The 13,231-nt window shown below is 39.8% G+C and carries 13 protein-coding genes; 9 read left to right on the plus strand and 4 right to left on the minus strand.

Features of this window, described 5'->3' with window-relative positions:
* Positions 1 to 68: 68 nt before the first annotated feature.
* Genes AC27JL_RS18725 through rph form a run of 3 tightly spaced genes read right to left on the minus strand, consistent with a single transcriptional unit; the run spans position 69 to position 1,888 of the window.
* The gene (locus tag AC27JL_RS18725) at positions 69 to 455 is read right to left on the minus strand and encodes a diacylglycerol kinase (protein WP_006794747.1); all 387 of its coding nucleotides are present in this window, start codon (positions 453 to 455) and stop codon (positions 69 to 71) included.
* 55 nt (positions 456 to 510) lie between these two features.
* Positions 511 to 1,155: an orotate phosphoribosyltransferase gene (gene pyrE / locus AC27JL_RS18730; protein ID WP_006794746.1), complete on the minus strand. Its 645-nt coding sequence runs from the start codon at positions 1,153 to 1,155 to the stop codon at positions 511 to 513.
* A gap of 19 nt (positions 1,156 to 1,174) precedes the next feature.
* Positions 1,175 to 1,888 carry a ribonuclease PH gene (gene rph / locus AC27JL_RS18735; RefSeq protein WP_006794745.1) on the minus strand — a complete coding sequence of 238 codons (714 nt, stop codon included), beginning with the start codon at positions 1,886 to 1,888 and terminating at the stop codon, positions 1,175 to 1,177.
* Between the two features lie 179 nt (positions 1,889 to 2,067).
* On the opposite strand from rph, the gene AC27JL_RS18740 reads away from it, so the two are divergent.
* From AC27JL_RS18740 to AC27JL_RS18765, 6 genes are all read left to right on the plus strand, one after another.
* Positions 2,068 to 2,928, plus strand: coding sequence for a YicC/YloC family endoribonuclease (locus AC27JL_RS18740; protein WP_487196292.1), 861 nt, complete (start codon positions 2,068 to 2,070; stop codon positions 2,926 to 2,928).
* A 116-nt stretch (positions 2,929 to 3,044) separates the two neighbouring features.
* Positions 3,045 to 3,665 (plus strand): guanylate kinase, encoded by a 621-nt coding sequence (gene gmk, locus AC27JL_RS18745; RefSeq protein ID WP_058430381.1) that lies wholly within the window; start codon positions 3,045 to 3,047, stop codon positions 3,663 to 3,665.
* A 124-nt stretch (positions 3,666 to 3,789) separates the two neighbouring features.
* Positions 3,790 to 4,065 (plus strand): DNA-directed RNA polymerase subunit omega, encoded by a 276-nt coding sequence (gene rpoZ, locus AC27JL_RS18750; RefSeq protein WP_006794742.1) that lies wholly within the window; start codon positions 3,790 to 3,792, stop codon positions 4,063 to 4,065.
* 128 nt (positions 4,066 to 4,193) lie between these two features.
* On the plus strand, positions 4,194 to 6,299 hold the full coding sequence (spoT, locus tag AC27JL_RS18755; RefSeq protein WP_008130682.1) for a bifunctional GTP diphosphokinase/guanosine-3',5'-bis pyrophosphate 3'-pyrophosphohydrolase: 2,106 nt from the start codon (positions 4,194 to 4,196) through the stop codon (positions 6,297 to 6,299).
* A gap of 12 nt (positions 6,300 to 6,311) precedes the next feature.
* Entirely contained in the window at positions 6,312 to 6,704 is a 393-nt protein-coding gene (locus tag AC27JL_RS18760; RefSeq protein ID WP_008130680.1) for a RidA family protein, read from the plus strand.
* Positions 6,705 to 6,860: 156 nt separating this feature from the next.
* Positions 6,861 to 8,468 carry a flagellar assembly protein A gene (locus AC27JL_RS18765; RefSeq protein ID WP_424074459.1) on the plus strand — a complete coding sequence of 536 codons (1,608 nt, stop codon included), beginning with the start codon at positions 6,861 to 6,863 and terminating at the stop codon, positions 8,466 to 8,468.
* 37 nt (positions 8,469 to 8,505) lie between these two features.
* Here AC27JL_RS18765 and asnA read toward each other — a convergent pair whose 3' ends face one another.
* Positions 8,506 to 9,501 (minus strand): aspartate--ammonia ligase, encoded by a 996-nt coding sequence (asnA, locus tag AC27JL_RS18770; RefSeq protein ID WP_487196293.1) that lies wholly within the window; start codon positions 9,499 to 9,501, stop codon positions 8,506 to 8,508.
* Positions 9,502 to 9,698: 197 nt separating this feature from the next.
* Here asnA and asnC point away from each other — a divergent pair, with 197 nt between their 5' ends.
* The 3 genes from asnC to recG are packed head-to-tail and all read left to right on the plus strand — an operon-like array spanning position 9,699 to position 13,026.
* A complete protein-coding gene (gene asnC, locus AC27JL_RS18775; RefSeq protein ID WP_039038562.1) occupies positions 9,699 to 10,157 on the plus strand; it encodes a transcriptional regulator AsnC in 459 nt (152 codons plus the stop codon).
* Between the two features lie 40 nt (positions 10,158 to 10,197).
* On the plus strand, positions 10,198 to 10,884 hold the full coding sequence (trmH, locus tag AC27JL_RS18780; protein ID WP_487196294.1) for a tRNA (guanosine(18)-2'-O)-methyltransferase TrmH: 687 nt from the start codon (positions 10,198 to 10,200) through the stop codon (positions 10,882 to 10,884).
* Between the two features lie 60 nt (positions 10,885 to 10,944).
* The gene (gene recG, locus AC27JL_RS18785) at positions 10,945 to 13,026 is read left to right on the plus strand and encodes an ATP-dependent DNA helicase RecG (RefSeq protein ID WP_487196295.1); all 2,082 of its coding nucleotides are present in this window, start codon (positions 10,945 to 10,947) and stop codon (positions 13,024 to 13,026) included.
* Positions 13,027 to 13,231 lie beyond the last annotated feature (205 nt).

Below are 13,231 nucleotides of genomic sequence, written 5' to 3' on the forward strand. Positions count from 1 at the left end.
ACACTAAAAAAACAACATTGCTTTCATTTTATTAACATGTATCGTCAATTTTGCTTTGAAACGGTAGGCTAAGATCCGACGATCTTCATATACAAACTCACTCCCCATAAGATCACAAGGATCATTAATGAAAGCGTGACGGCTGCAGAGCCCATATCTTTTGCCCTGCCTGACAAAACATGTAGTTCTGTGCTTACACGATCAGTGAGTGCTTCAATAGCTGAGTTTAATAATTCAACAATTAATACCACTAACAGTGAGCACATAAGAATTGCCCAATGAAGTAATGAAGATGCCAGCAGAAATGAAAAAGGAAAAAGGATTATGCAGATCAGTAACTCTTGCCTGAATGCAGCTTCTTCTTTAAACGCTGCTTTAAATCCTAGATAGGAGCAGTATGTGGCTTTAAATACACGCTTGAACCCTAATCCATTTGGTTTGAATACATCTTTCATTAAATAAGCTCTTTAAAAGGTCAAAAGAAAGCCCCGCAATGCGAGGCTTTATATTTTAGGCTACGCCGTATTTATCACGATACGCTTTTACTGATACTAAATGTTCACCCATTGTCCCTTGGTTTTCAAGATAACTAATCAAATCCGCAAGTTTAACAATAGAGATTACCTGTGTATTAAAGTCGCGTTCAACCTCTTGAATAGCAGAGAGCTCAGCTTTACCTTTTTCCTGACGATCTAGTGCTATTAATACACCACTTAAGTCTGCGCCATTATCTGCGATGATTTCCATTGATTCGCGAATTGCGGTACCCGCAGTGATCACATCATCCACCAGCATGATTTTACCATTTAATGGTGAGCCTACTAATGTACCGCCTTCACCATGCGCTTTTTTCTCTTTGCGGTTAAAGCAATAAGGTACATCTTTGTTGTAATGATCTGCTAATGCTACAGCTGTGGTGGTAGCGATTGGAATACCTTTATAAGCTGGCCCAAATAAAACATCATATTCTATAGCCGCATCTTCTAGAGCTGCAGCATAAAAACGGCCTAACCGTGCTAAATCACGTCCAGTGTTAAATAAGCCTGCATTAAAGAAGTATGGACTAGTACGGCCTGATTTAAGGGTAAACTCACCAAACTTCAGTACCTGCTTTTCTAGCGCAAATTCAATAAATTCTTTTTGGTAATCTTTCATTTTTTTGCTACCTACTTATTTATGCTAATGCTTGCTTTTGAACGTCAATGATCTCTCTAATAGAGTGTTTTGCTAATGTAAGTAACTCATCAAGCTCATCAAACGAAAAAGGTTCGCCCTCTGCCGTGCCTTGAACTTCAATAATTTTACCTGTTTCAGTTAAAATTACATTCATATCAGTTTCTGCCGCTGAGTCTTCAATATATTCTAAATCACTTATAGCTTGGCCCTTATATATGCCAACTGAAATCGCAGCAATCATATGCTTAAGCGGGTTTGAATTAATCATACCCTTGGCACGCATGTGGGTTAGTGCATCGACAAGTGCAACACAAGCACCGCTTATTGATGCTGTGCGTGTTCCACCATCGGCCTGAATGACATCACAATCAATAGTAATTGTGTTTTCGCCAAGTGCTTTTAAATCAACTGCAGCGCGAAGTGCACGTGCGATCAAACGTTGAATTTCCATTGTTCGGCCACCTTGCTTACCACGAGACGCTTCTCGAGCATTGCGCGTGTGTGTTGACCTTGGAAGCATGCCGTACTCAGCATTTATCCATCCCTTACCTTGGCCTTTCATGAAACGCGGAACGCCCGATTCAACCGTAGCTGTACAAAGTACTTTGGTATTACCAAATTCAACAAGTACAGACCCTTCTGCATGTAAAGTATAATTACGTGTAAATGATACGGGTCTAATTTGATTTGGTGTTCTTTGGCTTGGACGCATTGACGATCCCCTTAATTCATAATTTGCCACATTATAAGTGTATGTGAGTACAGATACCATGCTGATTTAACAAATACCTGGTTGCAAAACATTCAGCTACTTAAATTTTCCCTAGAGGTTGGAGAGTGTTTCGGTATAATAATAATTAATTATGTATTATAAAACTTAGGAAACCATCCATGATCCACAGTATGACAGCTTATGCGCGTCGCGAGATAAAAGGCGATTGGGGCACTGGCACTTGGGAAGTTCGATCAGTTAACCAACGTTACCTTGAAACCTTTATTCGCGCACCAGAGCAATTTCGTGGGATGGAGCCTGTTATTCGTGAACGCTTACGTAAGCATCTACAGCGCGGTAAAGTAGAAGTATTTTTAAAGTTTGTTGCAAACCCAGCCCACGTTGGTGAGTTATCAATCAATCAAGCATTGGCTGAGCAACTTATAAATAGTGCTAAATGGGTTCAACAGCAAAGTAATGGTGACATAAACCCTGTTGATATTTTACGTTGGCCTGGTGTAATGGAAGCCGAAGAACTGGATATGGACAGCGTAAACACAGCGCTGATTGCAGGGCTTGATGAAGTAATAGAAGACTTTAAATCAGCACGGGGTGATGAAGGCGCAAATTTAGAAGAAATGATAGCAACTCGCCTTGATGCAATTATAGAACAAGTAAACACTGTAGAAACCCACATGCCAGAAATTACTAAATGGCAACGTGAGAAGCTCGAACAAAAATTGGAAGATTTAACAACAAATATTGACGAGTCTCGTCTTGAGCAAGAGCTAATTTATTTGGCACAAAAGCAAGACGTAGCCGAAGAACTCGACCGCTTAAAGTCTCATGTTAAAGAAACTAAAAAAATTCTTAAAAAAGGCGGCGCATGTGGCCGTCGCCTAGATTTTATGATGCAAGAGTTTAACCGAGAAGCAAATACCCTCGCCTCTAAGTCTATTAATAGCGATATTACTAATGCAGCAGTGGAGCTTAAAGTTCTAATTGAACAGATGCGTGAGCAGATCCAAAATATTGAATAGCGTAAAGTACGCCTGTGACTCACTTGAGCACAAATAGCTAAATAAAGTACAATGTAATAATTAAAGGCTTGGGTTATTTATAACTCAAGCCTGTTTATTTTTTGATAGAGAAAAACATGGCTCAAACTCGCGGAAACTTATTTATTTTATCAGCGCCATCAGGTGCAGGTAAGTCTAGCTTAATTAATGCCTTACTTAAGAAACATGCAGATATGAAAGTATCGGTATCGCACACCACTCGCTCACCTCGCCCAGGTGAAGAAAATGGCGTTCACTATCACTTTGTAACTACAGATGAGTTTAAAGCATTAATTACCAAAGATGATTTTTTTGAGTGGGCACAAGTTTTTGATAACTATTACGGTACATCAAAACAAGCTATTGAATCGCAACTTGACGCAGGCATAGATGTATTTTTAGACATAGACTGGCAAGGTGCACAGCAAGTTCGTAAAATTATGCCAAGCGTGCAGACTATTTTTATTTTACCGCCTTCTAAAGCAGAACTTGAACAACGCTTAAATAACCGCGGCCAAGACTCTGCAGATGTTATTGCGTCTCGTATGGCCAAAGCACAATCTGAAACATCTCATTTCAACGAGTACGATTTTGTTATAGTAAACGATGATTTTGATACTGCCCTTGGTGATATCGAAACGATTGTTATGGCGCAGCGTTTAACATTAAGCGCTCAAGAAGTTCGTAATAAAAAATTACTAAATGACCTTTTAAAGTAAATTAAGGTCATTTAATTAGGTCATACTCAGTAAAACTGATAAAAATTGACCACTACCTATTGGCGAAAGTCCCTGCGTACAGTAAACTACGCCTTTGCTTTTAAATTATTTTTGGAGTGCTGAGATGGCTCGCGTAACAGTTGAAGATGCAGTAGATGCAGTTGGTAATCGTTTTGACTTAATTTTAGTTGCGGCTCGTCGTGCCCGCCAAATTGCTGTTGGTGGTAAAACTCCACTAGTAGACCCTGAAAACGATAAACCAACCGTTGTTGCTTTACGTGAAATTGAATTAAACCTTGTTGATAGCTCATCAATGGATTTAATCGACCGTGAAGAACAACAACATCAAGAAGCAGCAGAACTTGCTGCTGTTGCTGCTATTGTTGGTGGCAACCAATAATCGACCTCCCGGTCTGATTTAGCCAACGGCGCAGTATTTCTACTATAGCCGTTGGCAATCCTTTCTTTTCATCGTATATTCTTAACTTACCGTTACCTAATTTGCTTCACTAGAACATTGGAGTGTGAATGTATCTTTTTGAAGGTCTAAAAAAGAAAATTTCTGAATACTTACCTGCTGCTGAAGTAGAGCTGGTACAAAAATCTTACGTGGTAGCACGAGAGGCCCATGAAGGCCAAACTCGCTCAAGCGGCGAGCCTTACATTACTCACCCCGTTGAAGTAACTCAAATCCTCGCAGGTATGCACCTTGATCATGAAACGCTCATGGCCGCATTAATGCACGATGTAATTGAAGATACCGACTTTAGCCAACAAGACTTAGCTGAGATTTTTGGCGAAACTGTCGCAGAACTTGTTGAAGGTGTAAGTAAGCTTGATAAGCTGAGCTTTAAAGATAAAAAAGAGTTTCAGGCTGAAAACTACCGAAAAATGATCATGGCAATGACCCAAGACATTCGGGTTATTTTAATCAAACTTGCCGATAGAACACACAATATGCGCACCCTTGGCGCACTTCGCCCTGATAAACGCCGCCGCATAGCGCGTGAAACACTTGAAATATACGCACCCATTGCAAACCGTTTGGGTATTCACGATATAAAAAATGAATTGGAAGACTTAGGTTTTCAAGCATTATACCCTATGCGCCATCGTGCACTTAAGTCGGAAGTGGCTAAAGCCCGTGGTAACCGCAAAGAAGTTATCTCCAATATTCAAACCGAAGTAGAAGCTCGCTTAGAAGAATCTGGCATTGCTGCTACTGTATCTGGACGCGAAAAACACCTTTATAGCATTTATAAAAAAATGCTAAATAAGGAGTTGCTGTTTAATGAGGTAATGGATATTTATGCGTTTAGAATTGCCGTCGATTCAATGGATACCTGCTACCGTGTATTAGGCGTTGCGCATAATTTATATAAACCTATTGAAACTCGCTTTAAAGATTACATTGCGGTACCTAAAACAAATGGTTACCAGTCGTTGCATACTTCGCTTGTTGGCCCGCATGGTATTCCTGTAGAAATACAAATTCGTACTCATGATATGGATCATATGGCCGACAAAGGCGTTGCAGCACATTGGATGTATAAAAAAGCTGGCGATGGTGCAGGAAATACGTCTCAGCAACGTGCTCGTCAGTGGATGCAAAGCTTACTTGAACTTCAACAAAGTGCAGGGTCGTCGTTTGAATTTATTGAAAACGTTAAAACAGAATTATTCCCTGAGGAAATTTACGTATTCACCCCTGATGGCCGAATAGTTGAACTACCAATGGGTGCTACTGCGGTCGATTTTGCGTATGCAGTTCATACCGACGTAGGCAATACCTGTGTAGGCGCGCGTGTTAACCGCAAACCTTACCCGCTAAGTAAACCACTAGACACAGGCCAAACAATTGAAGTGATCACCAGTTCAGGCGCTCACCCTAATGCAACTTGGCTTAACTTTATTGTGACAGGTAAAGCACGCTTAGGTATTCGTAATTACCTTAAGAGTCAGCATCATGAAGAAGCTATGTTGCTTGGTAGACGCTTACTCGACTCTGCACTAGGCGAAAACAAGTTAGATAGTATTCCTGATGAAAATATTGCACGCGTTCTTGAAGAGCATGAGCTTTCGACCTTACTTGAGCTGCTTGTAGAAATTGGCGCTGGTAATTTAATGAGCGTACTCATAGCCAAACGTTTGTTACAAAATGATTCTGACGACTTGACTGACATAACTAAACAAGCCAAAGCGACCATTATTGGAACAGAAGGCATGTTGGTCAATTACTCTAAATGTTGCCGTCCTGTCCCAGGTGATGCAATTACTGCACACATAAGCCAAGGTAAAGGATTAACAGTTCATCGCCAAGAATGTAAAAATATTCGTGGCTGGGAAAGTGAACGATCTAAATACTTGGTCGTAAAATGGGATGATAACCCTGAAAAAGAATACATAGCAGCCCTTAGGGTAGAGATTATTAATCATCAAGGTGCGTTAGCTAAGTTAACCAACGTAGTTGCCACAACCCACGCTAATATTGTTGAAATAGCGACTGACGAAAAAGAAAGTAATTTATATGTGATAGACCTTGGAGTCACGGTTAAAAACCGTGTCCATGTTGCCAATATTATGCGAAAAATTCGCGTAATGCCTGATGTGCAAAAAGTCTATCGAAAAAAATAACATAGGAAAAACATGAACAAAGCATTTATATCCACCGAAAAAGCACCTGCAGCAATAGGTACTTATAGCCAAGCAGTTAAAGTTGGCACTGCAGTATACTTGTCTGGTCAAATTCCATTAGTACCTGAGACTATGGAAGTTATATCAGAAGACTTTAGTGAGCAAACACATCAAGTATTTAAAAATATCACAGCAGTGTGTGAAGAAGCCGGTGGTAAAATTCAAGACTTAGTTAAAGTAAATATTTATTTAACTGATTTATCTAACTTTGCTGTCGTTAACGAAGTAATGAGCCAGTACTTTAAGCAGCCATACCCTGCACGTGCAGCAATTGGTGTGCGTGCTTTACCAAAAGGTGTACAAGTTGAGATTGACGGAATAATGGAACTGCCTTCAACTAACTAATATTTTCCTGAGCTATAGACCCACTCTATAGCTCACACCTGTCCTCTTTTTATACTATATTGTTATTTTTACTATCTTGACTCCGTCTTCAATTTCTATCACTCTGTAACTATGTCATTAATTTACTAAAACTTTAGTGGTTAAAAAGGATTAGCTGTGTTTAAGCTTGCTCATAATGGGAATGTTTTACTCGATGTAAATAAACACCCGCCTCCAAGTGCTACATTTGTTATTGAAGCAATAGAAATGTCTAAATTTTGCGACTGTAAAATTGATTACGACGCAATTAATGCATTCTTCAAAGATAAAAGTACAGAGCCAGTACTTATCGTCGCGACCAAATACGATGCAAAGTTAGAGGTTGTCATCAGTGATGATAAAATGATGGCTACTGGCGAGCTTACCGTCGCGCAAGGCGGTGATTTACTCAGCCTTGATGATGCAAAAAAACAGCTAGTCAAAGCAGGTATAGTTCGTGGTTATAAGCAAGCATATTTAGAACAACTATTACAAAAGCAATTTACTGCTAAAGCAGGTGAGGTTGTGCAGGGTATTTTGGCTCAAGGCCGCCTGCCCAGTGATGGCTTAGCAACTAAACTCGTTACCAAAGTAAGAACTTTAAAAGACCATCTAAAAACCCCAAAGTTAAAAGAAGATGGCAGCGTTGATATGCGTGACTTTGGTAAAATGGCAAGTGTTGAGCCTGGTGCGGTACTTATACGCCAACAACCCGCAACTCCAGGAAAAGAAGGCTTTACTGTACTTGGCGATATATTACCGGCGAAACCAGGTGACAATAAACAACTTGTTGCCGGTGAGGGTACCGAGATCTCTAAACTTAACCCTCTAGAGTTAGTATCAACCATATCAGGTGTGCCTATCGAAATTACTAACGGAATGCGCGTAGACGATATTTTTACTATTCCCGATGTCAACGTTAAGAGCGGTCATATTGATTTTGAAGGCAGTGTGATTGTTACTCGAAATATAGAACCTGGAATGAAAGTAACCGCCAAAGGTGATATTACCATATTTGGTACTGTTGAATCTGGTGAGTTAACGGCCGGCGGTAATATTACTGTTAAGCAAGGCGTTATTGGGCATCAAAAATCTGACGACAAATCGCTTTCGTGTAAACTTATATGTGAAGGCGACATTCATGTATCCCACTCACAATATTGCTATTTAGAAGCTGCAAATATTTTTATTGAGCGACAAACTAGCCACTGTATTATGAAGGCACGTCATGCTCTTAAGGTAGGTCAACCAGATTTACCTAAAGGTAAGATATTTGGCGGCGAGATTTTAGACGCGACAACATTAATTGCTGGTGAAATTGGCAACGAATCGGGTGCTAAAATGGTTATTAATTTAGCAAGCTCCGGCGGTGATATTACTGCTGAAACTGACGAGTGCTTTAAAGAGCTTGCTAAAACGGAGCAGCAATTAGACTCCTTACAACCTGCATTAGAAAAAGCAGACTTGCTTAAAGATCCAGAAAGAAAAAACGAACTTATCAATAAAATTGGTGCTACTCAGTTACATCTATGTCAACAAGCAGAGCAATATGAAAGGCAACTCTCATCATTAGAGAATAACCTTCATGAATTACTTACAAATACACACTTAATCGTCAATACAGTTTTACATTCAGGTGTGGAAATACATATTTTTGATAAAGTTCTTAAAACAAACCGTAATTACCCACCTTGCACAATAAAACTGATGAATAATAAAGTAGAAGTTGAGTTTAAAACATCGTGAATATAGAGTGCTAAAAGCAGCACTCTTATATCTTTCATTAGAGTATACCGTCAACACTTGCATGTGTTTGTGTTGACCATACTCCAACTTGAACTTGTCCAATATGTTCCTTTTGCAGCAATAACATAGCCAAACGTGATTGCCCAATACCACCACCAATAGTTTGTGGAAACTGACTTTTTAATAATACCTTATGCCAATCCAATTGCAGGCGGTCATCATCTCCTGTAATCCTCAACTGAGTTTTTAGTACCTCGGGGCTTACACGAATCCCCATTGAAGATATCTCAAAGGAATCTTCAAGTATTGGATTCCATACTAAAATATCACCATTGAGCCCTATATATTGTTCGCTCGTTGGTGTAGACCAATCGTCATAATCAGGCGCTCTTACATCGTGAATTTGACCATCGCCTAATTGACCGCCAATCCCAATTAAAAATACAGCACCATATTTTTTTGCTATTGCTTTTTCGCGATTTTTAGCCGTAAGGTCAGGGTACATTTTACGAAGCTCTTCACTGTGCACAAATTGAATATCACTTGGTAAAAAAGGATCAAGCGAAAAGTGTTCGCTAACAAATTGCTCTGTTTCTTTTATGCCTTTATAAATTGATTCAACTGTACGTTTGAGGGTAGTTAAAGAACGTTCTGTTGATTCACAAATTACCTTTTCCCAATCCCACTGATCAACGTAAACCGAGTGGATAGGACTTAGCGACTCTTCATCAGGGCGCAGTGCCTTCATTTGAGTGTAAAGGCCTTCACCTTTACTAAATCCATACTCACCTAACGTTTTACGTTTCCACTTTGCTAGCGAATGCACAACTTCGTATTGGCTATCGGCAATCGCTTTTACATTTACTGCTACAGCGTTTTCATGACCGCTTAAATTATCTTGTGTGCCATCACCTACTTTTGCAAGAATAGGTGCCTGCACTTCGACTAGCCCTAACTGTTTTTCCAATTGCCGTGAAAAAAATTGCTTTACGCTGCTTATTTGCAACTGCTGCTGCACATAGTGTGAACTCATAATAATTGGCCTCATTCCCAGTTATTGTTACTTACTTTATTTTTAATAACGCACCTAACAGATGCTACTAATGAAGTTACTGTAACGATTTAAACTTTTAATTCAATAACCCATAATAAAAATAGCTTTAATGTATTAATTCGACTAATTTACAGGGTATAAAAATGTGAATTCACTAATTTAAATAAGAAAAAATAATGGAAAATTATCAAATCGATAATCTCGATAAACAGATACTTCACGCTTTAATGGAAAACGCCCGCACAGCTTATGCAGAATTAGCTAAACGTTTTAACGTAAGTGCCGGTACTATTCATGTGCGTGTAGAAAAATTAAAACAAGCAGGAATTATCACAGGTACCCAATTAAGTATAAATACAAAGCAACTTGGCTATGACGTTTGCTGCTTTATTGGTATTAATTTAAATAATGCACGCGATTACCCTGAAACACTCATTAAACTCGAAGCGCTTGAAGAAGTTGTTGAAGCTTATTACACCACCGGTAATTACAGCATTTTTATTAAAGTAATGGCTAAATCAATCGACCACTTACAGGATGTATTAATAAATAAAATTCAAGCGATAGAAGCTATTCAGTCCACCGAGACACTTATTTCTCTACAAAACCCAATTAGCCGCACAGTGATGCCTTAGTACATAAAATTTCGTATAATTAACAAAAAAGAGGATCACCATGCAGCAAAATCGCTATCAACGAATTAAAGACGTCTTATCGCGTCGCCAAACCGACTTAACCGTGTGCCTAGAAGACGTGCACAAACACCATAACCTATCGGCTATTGTAAGAAGTGCCGATGCAGTGGGTTGCCACCATGTACATGCTGTATGGCCTGAAAACCAAAAATGGCTAACTAATAACACCTCTGGCGGGAGTAAAAATTGGCTAGAAACCCACCTTCATAAAAATATTGATGATGCCGCAACCATGATGCGACAGTACAACCCAAATATACAAATATTAGCCACGCACCTGAGCGAAGATGCCGTTGATTTTAGAGAAATAGATTACACAAAACCCACAGCAATTATTGTTGGGCAAGAAAAAACCGGGATCTCAGCACAAGCCCTTAAGCATGCCGATCAAAACATAATTATCCCTATGCAAGGCATGGTGCAATCTCTTAATGTTTCTGTGGCTGCAGCACTCATTTTATTTGAAGCACAACATCAACGCGAAAAGGCAGGGCTATATAGCCGCAATATGTTGAGCGAAGATATAAAACACCCTATGTATTTTGAAGGCTACCACCCCGTTATAGCTAAACAATGCCGTATAAAAAAACTACCTTACCCGCCACTCGATGAAGAAGGTGAAATAATTGCTGACGATGAATTTTGGCACGCTTTAAAACATGCTTGATGCTTAGCGAGCCTGTGAGTACACTTAACTCATTCACAAATAAAAAGATTTGAGCCTACATTGTCTAAACCTAGCTTAAACCAATACCCCATTACGGAACTTAAAGGGGTTGGACCCAAAATGGCCGAACGCCTTTTAAAGCTAGGTATTAAAAGCGTGCAAGACATGCTCTTTCACTTACCGCTTAGGTACGAAGATAGAACCCGTATTTATTCCATAAACGAACTGTCATTACACAGCCACGTGAGCATTGAAGCCACAATAGAAACAAGCCAGATCACATTTGGTAAAAGACGTATGCTCGTTGTGCAAATGAATGATAATACAGGGAGGCTCACACTTAGGTTTTTTAATTTCAGTGCAGCACAAAAAAATGCATTAAGCCCTGGAAAAATAATACGTTGCTTCGGCGAAGTTCGCCGCGGGCGTGTTGGCTTTGAAATGAGCCATCCAGAATACAGTTTAAGTGATACACCAAGTGAGCAGCCAACAGCTTCAACATTAACGCCAGTATACCCAACAACAGATGGTTTAAAGCAATTATCTATTAGGGCCCTAAGTGAACAAGCTGTAGAGCTGCTTAATAAATACTCTGTTGAAGAACTGTTACCCGTGCAATGGCAGCCTTCTCAACTTGCACTAGTTGATGCCTTATTGTTGCTTCATCGCCCACCTAGTGATATCGATGTTAATGAACTAGAGCAAGGCACACACCCTGCTCAGCAGCGTTTAGTATTTGAAGAATTACTAGCACAAAACCTAAGCTTATTAAAAGTAAGAGAGCAAGGACAGCAAGCAAAAGCAGTGTCTCTAAGTTCTACAAATAAATTAGAGCCTCAATTTTTATCACAATTGCCTTTTGCGCCAACCAATGCACAAAATCGTGTTGTGTCAGAAATTAAAGCTGATCTAGCATCTCCTTATCCTATGATGCGCCTAGTTCAAGGCGATGTAGGCTCTGGCAAAACCTTAGTTGCGGCATTAAGCGCATTAACAGCAATAGCTCAAGGGTTTCAAGTAGCTTTAATGGCACCTACTGAAATACTTGCAGAGCAGCATGGTATAAGTTTCACCTCATGGTTTAAACAATTAGGCATAGACGTAGCATGGCTTGGTGGAAAAACAAAAGGTAAAGAACGTACAGCAACACTAGAAAAGATTGCCTCTGGTGAAGCACAAATGATTGTAGGTACACATGCTTTATTTCAAGATGAAGTAAAATTTAACAACCTAGTACTTATAATTATTGATGAACAACATCGGTTCGGTGTTCACCAGCGTTTAACACTAAGAGAAAAGGGACAATTTAATGGCTGTTATCCACATCAACTAGTGATGACCGCAACCCCCATTCCACGTACTCTAGCAATGACAGCTTATGCCGACTTAGAAGTCTCAATTATTGATGAGTTACCACCTGGGCGAACACCTATTACTACAGTAGCACTTCCAGACACGCGTCGTGACGATATAATTACTCGCGTTAAATCTGCTTGCAATGAACAAGAACGTCAAGTTTATTGGGTATGCACACTCATTGATGAGTCTGAAGCACTGCAATGTCAAGCAGCTGAAGATAGTGCTGTGCAATTGAAAGAAGCCCTGCCAGATTTAAATATTGGCTTAGTGCACGGACGAATGAAGCCAGCAGAAAAGCAGTCCATCATGGACGACTTTAAAAAAGGCCTTATACATGTTTTAGTGGCTACAACAGTAATTGAAGTCGGTGTTGACGTACCTAACGCAAGCTTAATCATTATTGAAAACCCAGAGCGCTTAGGTTTAGCACAATTACACCAGTTACGCGGGCGTGTGGGAAGGGGTAATATTGCCTCCCATTGTGTCCTTTTATACCATGCACCACTTTCGCATACCGCTCAAAAACGCTTAGGTGTACTTAGAGACAGTAACGATGGCTTTGTGATAGCCGAGCGGGATTTAGAAATACGCGGCCCAGGTGAAGTCCTAGGAACTAAGCAAACAGGCTTAGCAGAATTTAAAATTGCTGATTTAACCCGAGATAAACAAACCCTAAACCAAGTAAGACCTATTGCACAACAGATGTTAAATCAATACCCTCAATATGTAGATCCACTCATTCAACGCTGGTTGGGCAATAAAACAAACTACGCACAAGCATAACCCAATTATACTTATTTCAGCATCACTCTAGGTAGTAAGTGGTTTTCAAATATAGTGGACAGTCTTCTAGCTGAAACCTCTGGATGTAAATGCATATACGCTGATTACTTCCTACCCTTAGCCTTATAAATTATGTTGTAGTGCCCACAGCGGTAGAGAGCCACATAGCAAATGGGATACTATCATAGGCCAGTGTATTGAAATG

It is taken from the genome of Pseudoalteromonas sp. 4NS20-0020, from assembly GCF_057554385.1.